Source organism: Oceanimonas sp. CAM02, assembly GCF_032842915.1.
Lineage (GTDB): Bacteria > Pseudomonadota > Gammaproteobacteria > Enterobacterales > Aeromonadaceae > Oceanimonas > Oceanimonas smirnovii.
The window spans coordinates 1-21,462 of record NZ_JAWJBK010000017.1 but is presented as its reverse complement, the minus strand read 5'-3'; the positions used below and the strand labels follow the sequence as shown (position 1 = coordinate 21,462).

Sequence of the window (21,462 nt, the reverse complement as noted above, 5' to 3'; positions counted from 1 at the left end):
CAGAAAGATAACCATCTTTCCTCGAATCGTTACGAGACACCATGACACGTTTTATAAAAAAGCAGCCCCATTGGGCTCTCACATTTGCCGCAATTATTGTTGTTAGCATCTATTGGTTTCTTTGGGCAGAAGACCGCTATGTGTCTCATGCCACTGTAGTGCTGGAGAGTCCGCAAATTGCCACGCCGGAAATCAGCTTTTCCAGCCTGTTAACCGGCACCAAAGGAAACAGCGACTTGCTGCTATTAAGGGAACACCTGCTGTCTGTAGACATGCTGAAAAAAGTAGAAAGTGAGCTGCCCTTTCGCCAGCACTATAGTGAAAACGGCGATCTGTTTTCCAGGCTGTGGAACAAAAACGCACCGATTGAGCAACTACATAAATACTACCAAAAAAGAGTAAATGTAGAGCTGGATGAATATGCAGGTGTATTGAATATTGAAGTGCAGGCATTTAGCCCGGAGTTCGCGCATCAACTGGCTCAGTTGATCCTGAGCAGTGGTGAAGCTCATATGAACGACATGGGTCAGCACCTGGCAGAAGAACAAGTGCAATTTTTGGAAAAGCAAACTCGCAGGCTCGAACAACACTTTAACAGCACCCGAGAGGCACTGATAAGCTACCAAAACGAATATGGGCTTATTTCTCCTATTCAAACAGTAGAGAGTTTGAATCAGGTTGTTTCATCACTGGAGGCAGAACTAGCAACCACACAGGCAAAATACAGTGCCATTCAAAGTTATCAGGGCAGTCGCTCAGCAGAACTAATTCAGGTTCGCAGTGAAATAAACGCTCTGAAAAAACAAATAGAAAATGAACGGAATCGCCTGGCACAGGCCACGGGTAATGCCCTTAACCAAGTGTCTGCAGACTACCAAACCCTGGAGCTTAAAGCTGAATTTGCCCAGCAAACCTACTCCAGCGCTCTGGCTGCCCTGGAAAACACTCGTATAGAAGCCGCCCGTAAACTCAAACAAGTGAGCGTGTTACAAAGTCCGCTTCAGCCGGAATACAGCACCAAGCCCGAGCGGCTCTACAATGCCAGCATATTCGCCATTGTAATGCTTTTTATCGCTTTTATATTTAACATGCTGGTCATTATTGTAAGAGACCATAGAGACTAACTAAAAACACAGGAAAGAATAATGACCAGCCCTCCCATCCATACTTTAGTACACATAGGTGCCGGTAACCGGCTTGCTGAGTATCGGCAACTCAACTGCCAAAAACTGGTACTGATAGAGCCTCTTCCTGCCCGGGCAGAAAGACTACGCCGACTGACGGCCGACATGCCAAACACTGAAGTGTGGGAGCTGGCCATAAGCAGCCGGGGCAACAACCAACCAGCAATACTCACCGAGTATAACCTCGCAGACTATAGCAGCCTGCATCTGACGAACAGCCTGCCCCTACTCTACCCCGGAATCCGGGAAACGAACCGGCATAAGGTGACTACCCTGACCCCAGCAGCAATGCTGGAACGGTTGCAGTTACCAAAAAATGAACAGCACAAACTGGTAGTGGAAGCACCAGGTGAAGAGGCTGCCATTATTGCGGCGCTGGCTCAGTGCAAACAACTGCATTATTTTACTCAGTTGCAAATGAGCCTGCCGACCCAGCCGTTTTTTCAAATCAGCAATAGCCCTGCACAGTTAACAGAGCAATTACAACAAGAAGGCTTTTCATTAAATAGCCAGAATAATGAAGACTCAGATATTTCTATACAGGAATGGCGGCTCAACCCTTTAAAACCACAGGTTGATAGCCTTAACCAGCAAGTTATTGATCTCACCCAGCAGCTAAGCAGTGCCAACGAGCAAATAAACCAGCTAACAACACAACCGCAACAACAGCAACAAGTCGGCAACAAACTCACCGAGCTAGAGCAAAAAATGGAACAGCTGTTTGCCAGCCAGGCCGAGCAGCTGCGGCAAAACACCAACGCCCTAGGCCAGCATGTAACCAAAATGCATGCAAGCAGCAACCGCCAGTGGCAAGCAGCACTGGCGGTGCAGCACAGCCTCAGCTTTGGTGAACAACCACTGCAGTTTTCAGACATCAGCATAAGCCCGGAGCTGGCACAGCACCTGATAACACTGGTGCAAAACAATAACTACGACCTGATTATTGAATTTGGCAGCGGCCACTCTACCTCGCTGCTGGCACGTGCCCTGTTAAGCCAACACAAACACTGGCAAGGCAATAGCCAGCTGGCCTTGCACAACAATGAGACGCAAACACACCTGATGCCCCGCGAGCACGAACTGCCCAAACGGGTAATAAGCTTTGAGCACAACAAAACGTACTATCAGCAAACACTTCAGAGCATTAAACAACAAGGTCTGAGCGAAGTAGTAGAGCTGGTGCATGTACCGCTGGTTAACTGCACGTTTAGTCCGGAGCATTTGTTCTACGACTGTGAGCCCAAATTACAACAGCTTGCCAGTTTGCTGCAAAATGAAGAAAAACACATTCTGGTACTGGTAGATGGCCCCTCTGCTGAACCAACAGAACACAGCCGTACTCCTGCCTTGCCCGTACTACTTAACCATTTTGCCCGCCACCGGCTGGACGTGGTGCTGGACGACCACCACCGCGACAGTGAACAACAAAGCGCAGAGCAATGGCGCAGCCAGCTGGCTGAACGCAGCCTGGGCTTTAAAGAACACATATGGGCCGGTGATAAAAGCGCCCTGCTACTCTCCATTAACTCTTAAGTGCAAACATAATGACCACTCAAACTTTGCTGGTTGCACAAGCCGTGCAGCATTACCGCCAGGGCGACTACAAGCAGGCCCTTAAGCACTATCAACAAGCCGCCGCCAAATATGGCCAGCACCTGTTTAAAGCCAATGTGCAGCTATGTGAGCAAAAGCTGAACGGCAAACCACTGCAGCCTGCTGCCAGCAACACACTGCAAACCAACGCCTCAAACAGCCAGGCACTGGCGCAACAACTGGAACAAACTCAGCAACTGCTGGAGCACTATTACACCCGCACTCAAGAGCTGGAATACCAGCTGCAAGATCGTTAACTACAGGAAGTATCATGAAAGTTTTAACCGTTTTCGGCACTCGCCCCGAGGCCATAAAAATGGCTCCGCTGGCCTTGCAGCTGGCCGCAGATGAGCGCTTTAATGCCAAAGTATGTGTAACCGCCCAGCACCGGGAAATGCTGGACCAGGTGCTGGACTTGTTTGAGCTGAAACCAGACTTCGACCTGAACCTGATGAAACCCGGACAGGACTTAACCGACGTAACCACCGGCATTTTGCAGGGCATGAAAAACGTATTTACCGAATTCAAGCCCGACATTGTGCTGGTGCACGGCGACACCGCCACCACCTTTGCGGCCACCCTGGCAGCCTATTACCAGCAAATTCCGGTAGGCCACGTAGAAGCAGGCCTGCGCACCGGCAACATCTACTCCCCCTGGCCGGAAGAAGGCAACCGCAAGCTAACCGGTGCTCTGGCAGAAAAACACTTTGCTCCCACCAGCAACTCGCAGCAAAACCTGCTGAACGAAGGAATAAATGCCAACCGCATTTATGTAACCGGCAATACCGTGATAGATGCGCTGCTGGAAGTCATTAAAAAGCTGGACACCAACCAGCCCCTGGCCGCAGAGCTTGCCGAACGCTTCAGCTTTTTGGATGCAAACAAAAAAATGGTGCTGGTAACCGGCCACCGCCGGGAAAGCTTTGGCGGCGGCTTTGAGCGCATTTGCCAGGCGCTGGCCAACACTGCCAAACAGCACCCGGACGTGCAAATTGTTTACCCGGTGCACCTTAACCCCAACGTGCGCGAGCCGGTAAACCGCCTGTTAAGCGAAGTAAGCAACATTCATCTTATTGAACCGCTCGACTACCTGCCCTTTGTATACCTGATGAACCGCTCTCACATTATTCTTACCGACTCTGGCGGCATTCAGGAAGAGGCGCCTTCTCTGGGCAAGCCCGTGTTGGTAATGCGGGACACTACAGAACGCCCCGAAGCCGTAGCCGCTGGCACAGTAAAACTGGTGGGCACCAGCACCGACGTGATCACTCAAGAGCTGAACACACTGCTAACCGACAAAGCCGCCTACCAGCAAATGAGCTTTGCCCACAACCCCTACGGCGACGGCAAAGCCTGCCAGCGCATAATGGACGCCCTCTTAGCAAAATAAGAATTATGCCGTCATCCTGACGAAAGTCAGGATCTCCATCTGTTTTAACTTCCCTCAGGAACATCATGCCTTACAACACTATCTCCGTAGTTGGCCTTGGTTACATTGGCCTGCCCACCGCCGCTGTATTTGCCTCACGCAAAAAGAAAGTAATTGGCGTAGACGTAAACCAGCACGCCGTAGACACCATCAACAAAGGTGAAATTCACATTGTTGAACCCGAGCTCGACATAGTAGTGCACGCTGCCGTAACCGAAGGTTACCTGCATGCCACCACCAAACCCGAGCCGGCCGATGCCTTTTTAATTGCCGTGCCCACCCCCTTTATTCACGATGACGCCGGCAACAGCCACAAAGCCGACCTCAGCTATATAGAAGCCGCCAGCAAAGCCCTGGCTCCGGTGCTGAAAGCCGGAGATCTGGTAGTGCTGGAGTCCACCAGCCCGGTGGGTGCCACCGAAAGCATGGCCGCCTGGCTGGCGGAAGCCCGCCCCGACCTCACCTTTCCGCAAACTCACGGTGAAGATTCCGACATTCGCATTGCCCACTGCCCCGAGCGGGTGCTGCCCGGCCATGTAATTCGCGAACTGGTAGAAAACGACCGCGTAATTGGCGGCATGACCCCCAAATGCAGCCAGGCCGCAGCAGACCTCTACAAAATTGTGGTAGAAGGCGAATGTGTGATCACCAACGCCCGCACCGCCGAAATGGCCAAGCTCACTGAAAACAGCTTTCGCGATGTAAACATTGCCTTTGCCAACGAGCTGTCCATTATCTGCAGCAAGCTGGATATTAACGTGTGGGAACTCATTGCCCTGGCCAACCGCCACCCGCGGGTAAACATTCTGCAACCCGGTGCCGGCGTGGGCGGCCACTGCATTGCCGTAGATCCCTGGTTTATTGTGGACAGCTGCCCCGAAGAAGCAAAGCTTATTCATACCGCCCGCCTGGTAAACGACGGCAAACCCCAGTGGGTGCTGGAGCAGGTGCGCAAACAGCTGGATGCCATTCACTGCACTCAGCCGGAAAAAACCCGCAGCGACATTACCGTGGCCTGCCTGGGCGTGGCCTTTAAGCCAGACATAGACGACCTGCGTGAAAGCCCGGCATTGGGCATTGCTCAGCAAGTAGCCGCCCTTGGCTGCAAGGTGCAAATTGTAGAGCCCAACATAGAAACACTGCCCGCCAAACTGCAGGCCGACAATGTAAGCCTTACTCCTCTGCACCAGGCGCTGACCCAAGCCGATGTGGTCTGTGTGCTGGTAAAACACAAACCCTTTATCAGCCAGGTGGCCGAAGTGGCCGAGTGCAAACATCTGGTGGATGCCGTAGGCCTGACCGGCTAACCAAGCATCACTCCGGCGAAAGCCGGAGTCTTTAAACGCACAGTCATTCCGCCACTAACAAAAAGAACAAGCATGGATCAACTCATAGAACACGCCCTCACACTTGCCAGCCAACCGGCAACGCCACTTATTGCGCCCATCAAAGACCGCATCGCTTATGTAGTCAGCCATGGCCAAAGCTATGCCAGCAACGGCTATGCCATTCGCACTCAGGGCGTAGCCAAAGCCCTGCACGAGCACGGCTTTGATACCCTGTGTTTTGTGCGCCCCGGCCGCCCCTGGGAGCTGGGTGCCACCACTCAGCCAGAAAGCACAATAGATGGCGTGCGCTATATTCACAGCCGCTGGAACACAGTGGCACCGGCCAGTGAAAAAGCACACCTTGAGCAAAGTGTGCAGCGGTTTATTGAGTTGTTCCGGGTTTATCGCCCGCAGGTAGTATTAGCGGCTTCCAACTACATAGTGGGCCTGCCCGCCTGGATTGCCGCCAGGCGGCTGGACCTGCCTTTTTATAATGAAGTGCGCGGCTTTTGGGAGCTGAGCCGGGATGCCCGTGAACCCGGCTATGCCAAGACCAGCGAATTCAAAGCAGAAGCCCTGCGCGACACGTTTGTGGCGATGCAAGCAGAGAAAGTATTCACGCTAAATAGCCTGATGAAAAACGAGCTGACGAAAAGAGGCATTAGTGCGGGTAATATAGAAATTATTCCTAATGCCGTAAGCTCAATTCCGGAAATAAAGCACCAATCTGATTCACTAAAGACCAGCCTTAACATTCAGAGCAATGAAAAAGTGGTTGGTTACATTGGCAGCACCAATGCCTACGAAGGTCTGGATCTGCTAATGGAAGCCTGCAGCACGCTGATTGATCAAGGCCAAAAACTAAAGTTAATGATTGTTGGTAACACAGAAGCAGCAACATCCAGCAAATCAAAAACCTTTTCCGAATATCCTTGGGTTATCAGCACTGGCCGTATAGATCACGAGAAAATTGCAGACTATTACGCACTGTGTAGCCTGGTAGTTATTCCGCGTAAAAAACTGCCGGTGTGTGAGCTGGTTCCCCCCATGAAAGCCGCAGAAACCCTGGCACATCAGCGCCCGTTGCTGGTTTCTGATGTGGCACCACTGGCGGAGCTGGCACAAGAGCACTCCAACATTGCCACTTTTAAGGCCGATAACAGCGAGAGTCTTGCTAATAAAATTAAAGACTGTCTTGAAAGTAGCAACTTGCAGGCAATGGACATCAGCAAGCTGACCTTTTCCAGCCAAACCAAAGCATTGCTTACACTATCCAATTTCCCTGCTCACACAAAAACGTCGGTAAAACAGATTAGAGTTGGCAAACAAGCAAGCATTGATATTTCAAAAGCAGATTACAACACCGCCAGCCAGCTTTTCTATAAAGAAGGAAATATCAAGGATACCCTTGATATTCTTGATAACCTGATAAAGAAAGGCATTAAGTTTGATAAGCCAAAGCGTGACTTTCATGCCTTTGTAAAAGGACTGGCAAACCTGCAACAGGGCTGGAAGCTCCCTCCTCGCCAGCCTAACGCCGGCCTGTTAACCAAACGTAAGCACCTGCTTTATTGCCTGCATCAGTCCGTGCCCCATGCCACCAACGGCTACTCCACCCGCTCTCACGGCATTGCTACCGGGCTGCAAAATGCAGGATGGAAAGTCAATGCAACCACCCGTACTGGCTTCCCCTGGGATGCCAATATCAAGGTTTCCGGAAAGGGCTACCATATTGAGCAAGTGGATGGCATTACCTACACCGCCTGTGCCGGCTGGAACCTGAACAAAACGCCGCTGGATCTTTACCTGGCCGAAGCCGCCGATCACTTCTTACGCGAAGCGCAAACCAGTGGTGCAGAAGTGATTGTGGCGGCCTCTAATCATATTACCGCCCTGCCGGCATTGATGGCAGCCCGCCGTTTGGGCCTGCCCTTTGTGTATGAAGTGCGCGGCCTGTGGGAAGTAACCCAGGCATCCACCCAGCCAGAGTGGATGGATTCCGACCGCTACCACCTGATGAAAGCACTGGAAGCGCAAACTGCTCGTGAAGCCGACTTGGTTATTACGCTCACCCAAGAGCTGGCGGACGAGCTGATTTCCCGTGGCACCAACCCCGAACATATTGTGATTGCTCCCAACGCCGTGGATGCAGAGCGTTTTGCTCCTCGGCCGGCAGACAAAGAAATAGCCAGCAAACTTAACCTGCAGGCCGGTGTGCCGGTAATAGGCTATGCCGGCAGTGCCGTGGCCTATGAAGGACTGGAACTGCTACTGGAATCTTTGGCTGAACTCAAAAAAGCCGCCATTCCCTTCCATTTTGTACTGGTGGGTGACGGCAAGGTAATAGACACCGTTAAAGCCAAAGCCAAACAGCTGAATATTAAAAATGAATGCCGCTTTACCGGACGGGTGCCCTTTAATGAAGTGCCGCGCTACCTCTCGTGCATGGACATTATGCCGGTGCCACGCCTGTCGTCTGCGGTAACAGAGATGGTATCACCACTCAAGCCACTGGAAGCCATGGCCATGGCCAAGGCGGTGGTATTGTCGGACGTGTCTCCCCACAAAACCTTTGCCGGTAACAACGAGCGGGCTCGCATGTTTGCCAAAGACAGCCTGGCTTCACTCACCAGCACACTCAAAGAGCTGATTGCCAGCCCGCAAGAAAGAGAACGCCTCGGCAAAGCCGCCCGGGCCTGGATTAAACAGGAACGCACCTGGAACAAGGTAACCAGCCACTACAGCCAGGCGCTGGAAACACTGCAGGCTGAAACGCCTTCATGTGCAACAAGCAAATGCCTGGATCAAATAACACTCGGGCTGATTGCCGATCAGTTCACCACCGACACCCTGGCAAGTGCGGTAAAGGTAGTAACGCTGTCTCCGGAAAACTGGCGGCAAGAACTGGCTCATCAGCCCATTGATGCCATGTTTGTAGAGTCGGCCTGGAAGGGTAACAACGGCCAATGGCACCGCAAGGTAGGCCATTACTCGGACGAAGAATTTGCCCCGCTGCAGGCTCTGCTGGAACACTGCCGCAACAGCGGCATTCCCAGCCTGTTCTGGAACAAGGAAGACCCGGTTCACTTCGACCGCTTCCGCAAAGCGGCCAGCCTGTGTGATCATGTGTTTACCACAGACAGCCGGCGGATTATTCCCTACCTCAGCACTCCGGGCGCTTTTACTCAAACAGCCAGCAGCAGCCCGTTTTATGCCTCTCCCAAAATTCATAACCTGCTGCCATCTACCCGCCCATGGCAGCACACGGCAGCCTATGGTGGCACCTATTACGGCAAGCGCTACCCCGAGCGTACCGAATATATGGACAAGATCATGAGTGCTGCAGCCCCACTGGGGCTGACCATTTATGATCGCCAGCATGATGACCCCGAGTCTCCCTATAAATACCCGGGCGGCCTGGGCGGCCATGTGGCGGGCAGCCTGAGCTACGAGGAAATGATCCAGGCCTATAAAGCGCACCCGGTGCAGATTAACGTAAACTCGGTGCTGGACTCCCCCACCATGTTCTCTCGTAGGGTAATAGAAACCGCCGCCTGTGGTGCACCGCTTATTACAGGCCCGGCACTGGGCATGAACCGCTACCTGGAAAACGCCGGGCATGTAGTTAACACCGAAAGTGAAGCCGCCCAGGCACTGGAAAACCTGCTTAATCACCCCGCTTATCGCTGGCGCAATGCCCTTAAAGGGGCCCGTGCCGTCATGCGCGCCCACACCACTCAGCACCGGCTGGTGCAGATGCTGCGCACCGCTGGCGTGGTGATGCTGGCCCCCGAGCCGCCCGCCATCACGCTGCTGACCGAAGAGGTCACCAAGGCGGCGGCAGAGCGACTGCTGGCCCAGACCCTGCGCCCCCAGCGCATTCTGGCCAGCCAGTGGCAGGCAGATACCCAGGCCAAGCTGGAAGCCGCCGGCATTGCCTGCGACAGCCCCCAGGCCCAGAGCGCGGAGGCGGGCAGTCTCTGGCTGCTGGCAGACCCCCGCGCTCTGGCGGACCTGGAGCCGGAAGATCTGGAAGACTTGGCTTGGCCGACGGCCTATGCCTCTCAGGCGCGTATCGGTTTTAACCGCCGCCCGGAACTGGCAGAAGGCGAGTGGCCCGGCGTGGCGCTGGAGAATCACCCCATTGACGCCGGGCTGCAGCTGCTGCGCCCCAATAGCGGGATGCCGGCCAGCGACCTTACCGTCTGGGCCGCACAGCAGCCCGCCCTGGCCCTGCGCAAGCCGCCGCAAAGTCACGAGCAGGCGCCCAACGTCGCGCCCAAGAAGACCGTGGTGATCGCCGGTCACGACCTCAAGTTCATCAAGCCGTTCTACCCCTACTTCACCCAGGCGGGCATTCGCCTGCTGCTGGACTTCTGGACCGGCCACAACCAGCACAACGAGATCGCCAGCAAGCGCCTGGTGCGCCAGGCCGATACGGTGTTCTGCGAATGGACCCTGGGCAACGCCATCTGGTACGGCAAGCACAAGCGGGAAGGGCAGAAGCTGGTAGGCAGGCTGCACCTGCAGGAGATCGATCACGTCCTGTTCCCGAAGATTCCCTTCGAGGCCTTCGATACGGTGATGTTTGTCGGCCCCCATATCCTGCGCCAGGGAATCGCCAAGAACCCCGTACTCAAGAAGAACGGTGTGGTGGTCTATAACGGCGTGGATGTAGAAGGCCTGCAGTCGGTACCGCGCAAGCCCACCAACGGCAAGGTGCTGGGCTTTGTAGGAATCGTGCCGCAGCGTAAGCGCTTCGACCTGGCGCTGGATATTCTGCGTGAGCTGCGCAAGGAAGACGACGGTTATACCCTGCGGATCAAGGGTAAGCGGCCTGAAGAGTATCCCTGGATGACCAACCGCCCCGAGGAAATGGCCTGGTACGAAACCCAATACCGCCGCCTGGAAGAGGACCCGATCCTGAAAGGGGCGGTAATTTTTGACCCCCACGGCAACGATATGCCCGAGTGGTACGCCGGTATCGACTTCGCACTCTCCACCAGTGACTTTGAAAGCTTCCACTTCACTATTGCCGATGGTGCCGCATCAGGCTGTACGCCGATCATACTTCCTTGGGAAGGGGCGGATGAGATCTATCCGAAGGAGTGGGTGTATGCGGATGCCAAGGCGGCGGCTGAGGGCATAAAGGCTGGCCCGGGAAATCAGGCCAGCTTGAAGGCTTTTGCAATAGAAAAATTTGACATCGCTGCTGTCATGAATGAGTTGACTTTTGTGATTATGGGGTGAAGCTTTTGATTGTGTATTTTTGTATCTTTTGGTTTCTTTTATTTTGAAATAAAAACACTGTTTAGGAGATGTTTTAATGAGAAAGGTTTTTTTAGTTTCTATTAGGTATACCCTTCTTTCTCCCAGCTTTGCGCCTGGAACTTTTCTTCAGTTGAGGGATTTGGGGTATGAGGATTTTAAAAATAAAATGCTTGACCCGGTTAGGCTGGATTATAGGTTGGGTCTGTTCAAAAAATTGACCCTGCCTTCATTGCAAAAATTTAATGAAATGGTCATAAACGATCCTGATGAGGTAGAGTTTAAGGTGGTCGTAAATGCCTCATCGATGCTACCAGAAGACCACAAGGAAAAACTCATTGAGGTTCAAAAAGATAATTCCTTTCTAAGTGTGGTTTTTAGTTCTGAGGAAGATGCTAATATAAAAAAGGTCACACTTAAAACGATGAAGAAGCTTCATCGTGGTGATGATGTGCTTTATTTGACAATGCGTATGGATGATGATGATGCATTGTCTGACGATTTTTATAGCAATCTCAAGAGATTTGCCAGGAAAGATTTTTCTGGTTTCGGTGTTTCATTTCCTGATGGGTATATTGGGTATGTTGGGGATGGTGGCGAGTTAATAGGGTTTAGGAACTATAATAAACCAAAAATAGCCATAGGTCTTGCTTATATTAATTTTGTCGACAAGGGGGCGAGAAGAAAGTTTAGATCTGTTTACTGCTTTGGTGCCCATGGCAGATTCGACTTTAAGGCCCCGGTTGTTATTGACTCTTCGTTTAAGTCTTTTATTCGCTCTGCGCATTTCTCATCAGATGTGTATAGTGATGAGGAAAGGTATAAAGGGGAGTTAAAGAAGATAAGCGGGGAAATTAGTAGTGAGACGGTGCTTTCTAAATTTTCAGTCTCTTTTTGATCGAGTTGTTTAGGTTTTTTATGGATTATAATGATCTGGATTTTGAAAGTTTTTTTTATTATGAAGGGCTTCGGCCAGAAAGTTCTTCTGAAATTATTCGTATGGCGCGTTGCTTCTCTGATAGCGTAAGTCTCTCTTCTGAAAGGAAAGCGTCAGCTTGTGTTGTTGGTGTTTATAAGTGTATAGAAAGTGACTGTTTTGAAGAGTTGAAGGTGTTTCATAGTAAGCTGCGTGAAAACTATCGTGTTGTTAGGGAGAAAGCGCTTTCTGGTGAGGTCGTGCACGGTATTCGAGACGACCCAAAGCAGGTGCTGATTTCAATTGTTACGGCTGTTTGGCATGCTGAGATATATCTCGGACTCAGCCCTTTCGATGGAATCAGGTCTCTCAAAAATGATGTTGAAAAATTTGACTCACTGAAGCCTTCTTACACCCAAAATGTAGCTAGGTTAATCGCTTTTTCAGCTTTCTCGGATTTTAGTCGCGGTAATGTGAGTGAGTCTATAAATAATATTCAGTGGCTCGAAAGGTTTTTCTATAGGTCAGTGATCGACGCAAGGAATATAAGCAGAATTGGGTCTTCTCACTATGGTGATTTATTAAAATGTATTGCATTGCTACAGGTCTGTGTGGCTGGGAGAGAGTGGATAGAGGGGAAGAGGAAAAGGGAAAATTTGTGGGGTGAGAAAAAGCTCTTGATGTTGTGTCCTCGTGTTAAAAAAGGTGTCTCTAAAAAGTTTGACAAAAGATTTTTAGCCTCCCTGTCAGGTTGATGTTGAAAACTTTTCTTGTTTATTGTTGAGGTGAATATGTTTGCGTTCCTAGATTGCACCTTCCGCGATGGCGGCTACTACAACGCCTGGGATTTTTGCCCTGAGCTGATCCACCAGTACCTCGATGCCATGCAGGCGGCTGGCGTAGATATTATTGAGTTAGGCCTGCGCTCACTTAAAAACTCAGGCTTTAACGGGGCCTGCGCTTATACCACCGATGAGTTTATTAACAGCCTGCCCTTGCCGGAAGGCATCACCATTGGTGTGATGGTTAACGGTAGTGAGCTGGTAGGCGACGTTCCGCAACAAGAAGCGCTGCAGCGCTTGTTCCCTCACTCTGCCAGTCACTCTCCGGTAGACTTGGTGCGCATTGCCTGTCATGTGCATGAGTTTAAACAGGCGCTGCCGGCAGCAACCTGGCTTAAAGAGCGGGGATATTCGGTTGGCTTTAACCTGATGCAGGTAGCGGATCGCACCGAAGAAGAAGTAAAAGCGCTGGCGCGGGAAGCGGTAAACTACCCACTGGATGCACTCTATTTTGCCGACAGCATGGGCAGCATGAACCCGGAACAGGTAGCCACCACCATTCAATGGTTCCGCTCCGAGTGGAAAGGCCCCATGGGTATTCATACTCACGATAATATGGGCCTGGCGCTTTCCAATACGCTGCGCGCGCTCGACGAAGGCGTGACCTGGGTAGATGCCACCGTTACCGGTATGGGCCGTGGCCCCGGCAATGCCCGCACCGAAGAGCTGGCCATTGAAATGGCCGAACGCCGTGGCCAGCCTGCCAACCTGGTGCCGCTGATGGCGCTGCTGCGCAAACATTTCAAGCCCATGCAGGTACACTATGGCTGGGGTACCAACCCCTACTACTATCTGGCAGGCAAATACGGCATTCACCCCACCTATATTCAGGAAATGCTCAGCGACTCACGCTACAGCGAGGAAGATGTACTGGCAGTGATCGAGCACCTGCGGGTAGAGGGCGGCAAAAAATTCAGCCTGAACACCCTGGATGCCGCCCGTCATTTCTACCGTGGCGAGCCCAAGGGGCAGTGGTCGCCCAAAACGCGTTTTGCCGGCCGCGAGGTACTGTTGTTGGGCACAGGCCCCGGTGTTGCCCGCCATCGTGCAGCGCTGGAACGTTATATTCGCCAGCATAAGCCGCTGGTGCTGGCCCTTAATACCCAGAGCGCCATTGATGCTGAGCTGATTGATCTGCGCGTTGCCTGCCACCCAGTACGCCTGCTGGCAGACTGTGAAGCCCACACTCGGCTGCCTCAGCCGCTGATCACGCCCTACTCCATGCTGCCGGCAGATGTATGCGATTCACTGGCAGGCAAGGAAGTACTGGATTTTGGCTTGAATGTGCAGGCTGAGTGTTTTGAATTTGGCGAAACGCACTGCACAACGCCCACATCACTCGTGATGGCCTACGCTTTTGCGATTGCGGCAAGCGGTGGTGCTTCAACTTTATATTTGGCAGGCTTCGATGGCTACCTAGGCGAAGATCCACGCAATACAGAAATGAACCGCGTGGTGCAGCAATTCCAGGAAGCTAATAAGGCACTTCCCCTCATTGCTATCACGCCATCACGCTACGATGTGATCAAGAAGAGTATATATGGGATAGACTCATGACTGAGAAGGTAACCTGCTTCCTCCCCTGCCGTGCCGGCAGCCAGCGTGTGGTGAAGAAGAATATCAAGCCTTTTGCCGGCTATGAATACGGTTTGATCCAAGTAAAGCTCCACCAGTTACTTGCTGCGGAAACGATTGATGAGGTCGTCTTAACTACAAACGATGATGACATTCTCGCGTATGCCGAATCCTTGGGAGATCCCCGGCTGCGTTTACACCGTCGTGTTGAAGAGCTGTCATCCAGCGAGACCAGTACGGATCAACTGGTAGCACATGCACTTGAGCTGATTCCTGAAGGGCACATTCTCTGGACACACGTAACCTCCCCCTTCATTACCGCTAAGCACTATAACGATGTGATCCAAAGTTACTTTAAACAACGTGAACAGGGCTATGACTCCTTGATGACCACTACGGCGATTCATGGTTTTCTTTGGCAGGATGAGCAGCCTATGAACTACGACCGCGCTATCGAGAAGTGGCCACGAACCCAGACCCTCGCACCGGTGCATGAGGTGAACAGCGGTGCTTTCCTGGCCCCTGCCGACCTTTATCGTGAGCTGGATGATCGCATTGGCCGTCGTCCTTATCTCTATGCCATGGACAAATTCACCAGCTTTGATATCGACTGGCCCGAAGACTTTGTGATTGCAGAGTGCTTGGTGGAAAAAGGGCTGGTAACACCATGAGCCAGCAGTTTTCATTGACCCACTACATCACTCTGGTCTTCGACTGTGACGGCGTTGTACTCAACTCCAACAAGGTTAAAACGGAGGCCTTTTACAAGGCCGCCTTACCCTATGGTGAAGCCGCCGCACAGGCCATGGTGGATTACCACGTCGCCAACGGCGGTGTGTCACGCTACAAAAAGTTTGCCTATTTTCTTGAGCAAATCGCACCTGGCTATGCCGAGCAGCGGAAGCTGCTCCCCAATCTGGAGGAGCTGCTTCAGGCTTATGCAAGCTATGTGCGTGAAGGCCTGTTGAGCTGTGAAATAGCCCCTGGCCTTGAAGCGCTGCGTAAGCAAACCCCTAATGCCCGCTGGTTGATCGTCTCCGGCGGTGACCAGGCCGAATTGCGCGATGTGTTTGCCCAACGTGGCATAGCAAGGTGGTTTGATGGCGGCATCTTCGGCAGTCCGGACACCAAAAATGAGATCCTCAGCCGCGAGCTCGCTTCCGGCAATATTCAACACCCAGCCCTGTTTTTGGGTGACAGTAAATACGACTATCAAGCAGCCAGCCAAGTGAATATAGACTTTATTTTTTTAAGCGCATGGTCTGAAGTAAAAAACTGGCAACAATGGGTTAAGCAAAAAAAAATTAGAAATCACGCCCTGTTTTCAAGTTTACTTTAAGGATTAGAAACACACAGATCGAAATCTAATAAAACATAAAAATAGATAAAGCTCATCGAATTATCCAAGCCTTACACTATAACTGGACTAAATAAATTGAACATTGTAGTCATTGGTGCATCAAACTCTGCAATGCACTCAAATTATGTTGACGCTCTTAAACTAAGGCATAAAGTTAACAATTTATCTTCTGGTAGGAATCCCATCCATTACTACATAAAAACACTGATAGAAAACCATAACTTATTGAAGGCATGCGACCTAATAATAATCGACCATGTAGTTAATGACATTAACTTCTATTTGAATAAAACTAAAGATCTGGGTGTTGAATATAAAACCCACATTGAAAACTTTTATTCGCTTATCACTCATTTAAATAAGCCAACTATAAACATTCTATTCCCAATCCTCAGTATTAAAAACGAAGATTACAGCAATAGATATAGATACTTTTCCGAATTAAGCGAAAGTCTAGGAATAACTTATTTAGACTTAAGTAGAGTAAAATTTAACGAAAATGACTTTATAGATAAGTATCATATAAAGCGAGAAAGATCATTTACTCTTGGGCTATATCTCCTTAACACTATAAATATTTTTTTGGAATATCAAAAAAGCGACAATCATGATCACCATGACTATTTTGCATCTAACTTTTATAACTTGGTTACTGCAAAAGACATTTGTAGCGAAAAAGTAAATGAATTCAAAAACAGCTTATTGAAACTCAAATACATAAACGGAGAATATTTCAATTTAATTGATACAGAAATAAACACAATCACCAAGACTGACTCAGAAAATTCTATAATTAGCTTTGGCTACTTTAATGAAAAAGATCAACTTAATTGCTTTGAAATAAAAACAAAAAGAAATGATAATCTAATTTATACTGTTAATGGCAAGGGCTACTACCACGAAATGCTTGACCGTTACATACCCGTAGAAAATTTATCTGGCATTCATCCGCTTTCAAAAAAAAAGAGCGAGCAATTACTAATGGGCAGATATGTTGGGGAAGATTTTCAGTGGAGCAATAAAACATACCACCCATTAAACTTGGTTGAAATCCTAACCTATAAAAACAAAAAAGTACCTATAAAACAAAAAATAAAAAATAAATTTCACTTTAATTATGATGAAATTAAAGAGCTATATGAAAAAACAACTTCTAGTGAAACCGCAGCGCTGACCATGGATGAGAAAAAGATAATAAAAAAAGCTTACATTAAAATCAATGAAATAGAACCAAGACTATCAAGGAAACTACGTAAAATATATAATAAAAACTAGAGAAACTAGAAGGGATTAAAAAAACAACAAAACCTTCTTCCTGTAACTTCTAAGAACCTTGAAAAGACTAATAACACTTCACTCGATATCACACCAACACAAACAAAGCCAGCTTTCTTACTTTCACATTCCTTCATTATTGAATTACAATAGAAAGTAATAAAAAATTACCAACCGGCCTTTAAAATTTTAATCACAACACTGACATTATCATCTAAGATAAAAGGATTACATGTTCAACTCAAAAATCAAACGCTTTAAAGACCCATCACTTGAACTATGCGTCAATAAAAAGCTGGAATTGTTATTGTCATCCGCAAGCAATCAGGAATTGGGTGGCAAGCTTTTCAATAAAAAACAACTCGAATTAGCTCCCTTTAAAGCTGTTGATTTTTCTGACTGGTCCAACTGGGAGCAAGACCCTCTTAAAAATAGAAGCTGGCAGTGGCGGCTGAACTGGCTCTCGTTCTTGTCATATCTGATGGCATATCATCGGTCATCTGGTGATAATGCTGTGCTGAGTTTTGCCAGTGATGCGATCCAGTCATGGTTGGATGCTTATCTGAAAAGCGACACCAGCCATCCTTTTGAATTTATCTGGCATGATCATGCTACTGCATTGCGTGCTGAGCAGCTGATCTTCTTTGCCTATTATTGTCGCATTCATGCTCCTGAATGGGCTGACCAGCAATCAGAATTTTTTGAGTATCTTGAGTATGCGATTGAGGTTCATGGTCAGTGGCTGGCTAAAGATAGCTTTTACTCAGAGCATACCAACCACGGGTTAGAGCAGGCCCGGGTGCTGCTACTGCTGGGTACCGTGTTTGATGGTGAACAGGCTAAAGAGTGGCAACATCTTGCTATTAGCAGAATCAGCAGCGAACTGGCGTTTTCCTTCACCGATGAAGGTGTGCATAAAGAAAACAGCCCTGCTTACCACATTTTTGTATTTAAAGTATTTATTGGCATTATCAAGGATTACCCTGCTTCTGTATTGGGAGATCTTGCCGAACAGTTCAGTCAGTTTTCAGCAAAAGCCTTGAGCTTTATCACTCATATTCTGCGCCCAGATGGCAAGTTACCTCCCATTGGGGATACCGAGCAGCTTCCTACTTCCGATGCCTATCGGGATATGTTCGGGCATCGCCCTGAATACCAGTATTTTCTTTATGCACTCACTCAGGGTAAGCAGGGAGTTCCCTCACCATACCTCAACCGTGTTTATGCCAAATCCGGTTATGCTGTTTTTCGTGATCACTGGCCAGCAAGAGAGCATTTTCATAAAGCATTTCACCTTATTGCCAAGGTAGGCTGCTCCAGTCGTTACCATCACCAACAGGATGAAGGGCATATCAGCCTTTATGCCGGAGGTGAAGACTGGTTAATTGACTCAGGCCTTTATAATTATATCAATAAAGATCCGGTACGCAGATATATGCGGGGCCGCCCCGGCCATAATGTGCCTGTTATCACTCATGCCAGTTACGACCAGGAATTTGAACATCGCCTGGATGCATGGAAAGTAACAGAGCATTCAGAAGATGAACTTCACCCCCATCTTAATATGCTCATCAATGTTTTACAGCCTGTAGAGCATGCAAGATGTGTTAACTTTGATGCACAAAAGAAAGTTGTTACTGTAACGGATAAGATTTCTGCCAGCGATCAGCAACTCCGTAATGTCACACTACAATGGCACTTTCCAAAAGATAAAGAAATCAAGGTCGATGGCCGAAAGGTACTGGTCTCCAGCCCCAAAGGCAACCAACTGAGCATTACTTTTGAAGGAGCTTCACCAGATAATTTATCGGTGATAAAAGGCAGAAAAGAAGACCGGGTGTTCAGCTGTATTTCCTATAAAGCAAACCAGCTTGAAGACAGCCAGCTGTTACGGGTTACCTTTCAAGATTGCAATAGGCTTGACGTTACAACACATTTCGAGTTTAAACTTGCAGAGCATAATATTGCTCATCCACCACAGCCACTGCTGTGTTCGGAACACTCGTTATCAGAGTTAATAAACAGCTGGCCTGAAGAAAAGCACATTGCCCACTCTGTTGTATTGGGAGGTTCATCTTCAAGCATGGAGCTGGCCGGGTTACACCGTGAGCATGGTTTTGGCCATACTACCCTGCTGGCGAACAATGAGGATGAGTGTCAAGCGCTGCAGCCAGCACTGAACGAGCATTACCTGAGCACCTGGCTTGATTGCCGCATTCTTAAGCTTGCCAGTGAACCTCCTATGATTCTTGATAAGTCAGCAATCAGAGGACTGGAAGGCATAGAGTTACTTGTAATCAACCCCTCTAATATCAATCAGGCACAACTTTCCGGTTCGCTGATCACCATGATACCGCTATTGCTCAAGCGCATGGCCAAGTCTGGTGAAGTATGGGTTAACAGCACCCTACCGGAAGAAATAAAAACACTCTGCAAGCACTGGGCCAGACAGCATGGGTTCAAAGTAACGCTCGTCACCAATCAGTAACAGAAGGGAATTGTAAATGGCTGATGATAACAAGATATTGGAGGCTGAAGACTCTGCTGTATATCAGGACGACAGCATTGAGTTACGTTTGCAGGAACTGGTTGAAGAACATGCACGTGAACGTGCTCAATTGGCTGAAATAATCAGCAAACTACAAGAAGAAAACCAAAAGCTGGTAACCGCTGTGGCTGCTCTCAAAGAAAGAACAAAAAACAGCCATTTAAACACTCAAGCAGAGCAGTTTTTGGGGCTGGATTTTTCAATTCACAAAAAAACAAACGCGGGTTGAAGCATTACAGGCTTCACTGCTCTCCCTTACTCATAAAAATAAGAATTATCATTCCTTATGAAAGCTATCATTCCCGTCGCGGGCCTTGGCACCCGCATGCTGCCTGCCACCAAAGCCATTCCCAAAGAAATGTTGCCCATCGTTGATAAACCACTTATTCAATATGTGGTTAGCGAGGCAGTAGCTGCCGGTTTTAAAGAAATTGTGCTGGTTACTCATTCCAGTAAAAACTCTATTGAAAACCACTTTGACACCAGCTTTGAGCTGGAAGCCACGCTGGAAAAACGGGTAAAGCGCCAGCTGCTGGATGAGGTGCGTTCCATTTGCCCGGCCGACGTTACCATTATGCATGTGCGCCAGGGTGCCGCCAAAGGCCTGGGCCATGCAGTGTTATGTGCTCAGCCTATGGTAGGTGATGAGCCGTTTGCGGTTATTTTGCCAGACGTACTAATTGACGATGCCGCCTGCAACCTGGCGCGAGATAACCTGGCCCGTATGCGTGAGCGCTTTGAAGAAGCGGGTAACAGCCAGATTATGGTAGAGCCAGTGCCAAAGCAACTGGTAAGCCAATATGGTGTGGTGGATTGCATGGGCCACGAGGTCGTGGTTGATCAAAGCAAACCCATGACCGGCATTGTAGAAAAACCCGCTGCCGAGCAGGCGCCGTCCAACCTGGCAGTAGTGGGCCGTTATGTGCTGAGCCAGGCCATTTGGCCGCTGCTGGCCAAAACGCCTCCCGGTGCCGGTGATGAAATCCAGCTCACCGATGCTATAGCAGAGCTGATGCAACAAGAACGGGTAGACGCTTATCGCATGGTGGGCAAAAGCCACGACTGCGGCAGCAAGCTGGGCTATATGAAAGCCAACGTGGAATATGCCCTGCGTCACCCTGAACTGGGTGACGAGTTTGCCGGTTTGCTGGCTAATTACACTGGCAACAAGGTAGTGCCGTTTGCCGCTGGCGAATAATTTAACAGAGCTTCTTGTGCCGTTATCTACACATCCTTTGTTTAAGGCGCTGCAACGCAGCGCTGAATCCATGCCCACGCTGGCAGCGCGCTTTGCTGAAAACAGCCAGCGCGTGCAGCAGCTGACTTTTCATGTTGGTGAAGAGTTATTAGTGGACCTTTCCCGCCAGCAGGTGTGCCCTGCTGTGCTGCAACAGCTGTGCGAGCTGGCCCGGCACATGAATCTGCCTGCGGCCATTGCCGGCCTGTTTGCCGATAACCAGTTTAATCCCACCGAGCAACGCGCCGTGCTACATACCGCATTGCGTATGCCCGCCGATGCCGTACTTGAGCATAAGGGCGTGAATGTGGTGCCTGCGGTGCACGCCGAGCTGGCCAAGATGCGCCGCTTTTGTGAGCAAGTGCATTCGGGCGAGTGGCATGGCTTTACCGGCCTGGCCATCACCGATGTGGTGAACATTGGCATTGGCGGCTCCGACCTGGGCCCGGCCATGGTATGCGAAGCGCTTAAGCCCTATTGCACCACCGGCATTCGCGCGCATTTTGTCTCGAATATTGACCCGGCGCATTTAGCCACCACCCTTGACCAGCTTAACCCGGCCACCACTTTGTTTGTGGTGTCGTCCAAAAGCTTTGGCACCGACGAGACCATGTCTAACGCGGTGGCTGCCCGCCAGTGGCTGCTGAGTGCCTGTGGTGATGAGAGCCTGATTCAGCAGCATTTTGTGGCGGTGTCTACCAATCACCGCAAGGTGGTGGAGTTTGGCATTGCGGCCGAGAACATGTTTACCTTCTGGAGCTGGGTAGGCGGACGCTTTTCTTTGTGGTCTGCCATTGGCCTGCCCATTACTCTGGCGGTGGGCTTTGAGCGCTTTGAAGAGCTGCTGGCCGGTGCCCATGCCATGGATGAACACCTGCGCACCACGCCCCTTGAGCAGAACATTCCG

15 protein-coding genes and 1 pseudogene are annotated in these 21,462 nt (G+C 49.9%); all 16 read left to right on the top strand.

Translation table 11 applies throughout. From position 1 onward, the window contains the following. Positions 1-41: 41 nt before the first annotated feature. Entirely contained in the window at positions 42-1,124 is a 1,083-nt protein-coding gene (locus tag R0I78_RS05270; protein ID WP_317074579.1) for a chain-length determining protein, read from the top strand. A gap of 21 nt (positions 1,125-1,145) precedes the next feature. Continuing rightward, positions 1,146-2,717 (top strand): hypothetical protein, encoded by a 1,572-nt coding sequence (locus tag R0I78_RS05265; protein WP_317074578.1) that lies wholly within the window; start codon positions 1,146-1,148, stop codon positions 2,715-2,717. An 11-nt stretch (positions 2,718-2,728) separates the two neighbouring features. Then, positions 2,729-3,034: a hypothetical protein gene (locus R0I78_RS05260; protein ID WP_317074577.1), complete on the top strand. Its 306-nt coding sequence runs from the start codon at positions 2,729-2,731 to the stop codon at positions 3,032-3,034. Positions 3,035-3,048: 14 nt separating this feature from the next. After that, positions 3,049-4,167 carry a non-hydrolyzing UDP-N-acetylglucosamine 2-epimerase gene (gene wecB, locus R0I78_RS05255; protein WP_317074576.1) on the top strand — a complete coding sequence of 373 codons (1,119 nt, stop codon included), beginning with the start codon at positions 3,049-3,051 and terminating at the stop codon, positions 4,165-4,167. 65 nt (positions 4,168-4,232) lie between these two features. Beyond that, positions 4,233-5,513, top strand: coding sequence for a UDP-N-acetyl-D-mannosamine dehydrogenase (gene wecC / locus R0I78_RS05250; RefSeq protein WP_317074575.1), 1,281 nt, complete (start codon positions 4,233-4,235; stop codon positions 5,511-5,513). A 72-nt stretch (positions 5,514-5,585) separates the two neighbouring features. Beyond that, a complete protein-coding gene (locus R0I78_RS05245) occupies positions 5,586-10,784 on the top strand; it encodes a glycosyltransferase (protein ID WP_317074574.1) in 5,199 nt (1,732 codons plus the stop codon). 76 nt (positions 10,785-10,860) lie between these two features. Continuing rightward, complete coding sequence (locus R0I78_RS05240; protein ID WP_317074573.1) at positions 10,861-11,700, top strand: glycosyltransferase; 840 nt, start codon at positions 10,861-10,863, stop codon at positions 11,698-11,700. A 20-nt stretch (positions 11,701-11,720) separates the two neighbouring features. Further along, positions 11,721-12,473 (top strand): hypothetical protein, encoded by a 753-nt coding sequence (locus tag R0I78_RS05235; protein WP_317074572.1) that lies wholly within the window; start codon positions 11,721-11,723, stop codon positions 12,471-12,473. Positions 12,474-12,509: 36 nt separating this feature from the next. Continuing rightward, positions 12,510-14,117, top strand: a complete 1,608-nt coding sequence (locus R0I78_RS05230; protein ID WP_317074571.1) for an aldolase catalytic domain-containing protein — start codon at positions 12,510-12,512, stop codon at positions 14,115-14,117. Beyond that, positions 14,114-14,806: an acylneuraminate cytidylyltransferase family protein gene (locus R0I78_RS05225; protein WP_317074570.1), complete on the top strand. Its 693-nt coding sequence runs from the start codon at positions 14,114-14,116 to the stop codon at positions 14,804-14,806. Before R0I78_RS05230 ends, R0I78_RS05225 begins: the two co-directional genes overlap by 4 nt. Continuing rightward, complete coding sequence (locus tag R0I78_RS05220) at positions 14,803-15,474, top strand: HAD family hydrolase (RefSeq protein ID WP_317074569.1); 672 nt, start codon at positions 14,803-14,805, stop codon at positions 15,472-15,474. Before R0I78_RS05225 ends, R0I78_RS05220 begins: the two co-directional genes overlap by 4 nt. 96 nt (positions 15,475-15,570) lie before the next feature. Further along, positions 15,571-16,770 (top strand): hypothetical protein, encoded by a 1,200-nt coding sequence (locus R0I78_RS05215; protein WP_317074568.1) that lies wholly within the window; start codon positions 15,571-15,573, stop codon positions 16,768-16,770. A gap of 232 nt (positions 16,771-17,002) precedes the next feature. Continuing rightward, entirely contained in the window at positions 17,003-19,258 is a 2,256-nt protein-coding gene (locus tag R0I78_RS05210) for a heparinase II/III family protein (protein WP_317074567.1), read from the top strand. Positions 19,259-19,274: 16 nt separating this feature from the next. Further along, on the top strand, positions 19,275-19,547 hold the full coding sequence (locus R0I78_RS05205; protein WP_317074566.1) for a hypothetical protein: 273 nt from the start codon (positions 19,275-19,277) through the stop codon (positions 19,545-19,547). A 57-nt stretch (positions 19,548-19,604) separates the two neighbouring features. Further along, positions 19,605-20,516 carry a UTP--glucose-1-phosphate uridylyltransferase GalU gene (gene galU / locus R0I78_RS05200; RefSeq protein ID WP_317074565.1) on the top strand — a complete coding sequence of 304 codons (912 nt, stop codon included), beginning with the start codon at positions 19,605-19,607 and terminating at the stop codon, positions 20,514-20,516. Between the two features lie 16 nt (positions 20,517-20,532). Beyond that, positions 20,533-21,462, top strand: a pseudogene (pgi, locus tag R0I78_RS05195) (glucose-6-phosphate isomerase); the annotation flags it as partial.

Coding starts and splice junctions, on each gene's coding strand:
- R0I78_RS05225 (WP_317074570.1), top strand. CDS start 14,114: ATGACTGAGAAGGTAACCTGCTTCCTCCCCTGCCGTGCCGGCAGCCAG.
- R0I78_RS05240 (WP_317074573.1), top strand. CDS start 10,861: ATGAGAAAGGTTTTTTTAGTTTCTATTAGGTATACCCTTCTTTCTCCC.
- galU (WP_317074565.1), top strand. CDS start 19,605: ATGAAAGCTATCATTCCCGTCGCGGGCCTTGGCACCCGCATGCTGCCT.
- wecC (WP_317074575.1), top strand. CDS start 4,233: ATGCCTTACAACACTATCTCCGTAGTTGGCCTTGGTTACATTGGCCTG.
- R0I78_RS05220 (WP_317074569.1), top strand. CDS start 14,803: ATGAGCCAGCAGTTTTCATTGACCCACTACATCACTCTGGTCTTCGAC.
- R0I78_RS05235 (WP_317074572.1), top strand. CDS start 11,721: ATGGATTATAATGATCTGGATTTTGAAAGTTTTTTTTATTATGAAGGG.
- wecB (WP_317074576.1), top strand. CDS start 3,049: ATGAAAGTTTTAACCGTTTTCGGCACTCGCCCCGAGGCCATAAAAATG.
- R0I78_RS05230 (WP_317074571.1), top strand. CDS start 12,510: ATGTTTGCGTTCCTAGATTGCACCTTCCGCGATGGCGGCTACTACAAC.
- R0I78_RS05205 (WP_317074566.1), top strand. CDS start 19,275: ATGGCTGATGATAACAAGATATTGGAGGCTGAAGACTCTGCTGTATAT.
- R0I78_RS05210 (WP_317074567.1), top strand. CDS start 17,003: ATGTTCAACTCAAAAATCAAACGCTTTAAAGACCCATCACTTGAACTA.
- R0I78_RS05260 (WP_317074577.1), top strand. CDS start 2,729: ATGACCACTCAAACTTTGCTGGTTGCACAAGCCGTGCAGCATTACCGC.
- R0I78_RS05265 (WP_317074578.1), top strand. CDS start 1,146: ATGACCAGCCCTCCCATCCATACTTTAGTACACATAGGTGCCGGTAAC.
- R0I78_RS05245 (WP_317074574.1), top strand. CDS start 5,586: ATGGATCAACTCATAGAACACGCCCTCACACTTGCCAGCCAACCGGCA.
- R0I78_RS05270 (WP_317074579.1), top strand. CDS start 42: ATGACACGTTTTATAAAAAAGCAGCCCCATTGGGCTCTCACATTTGCC.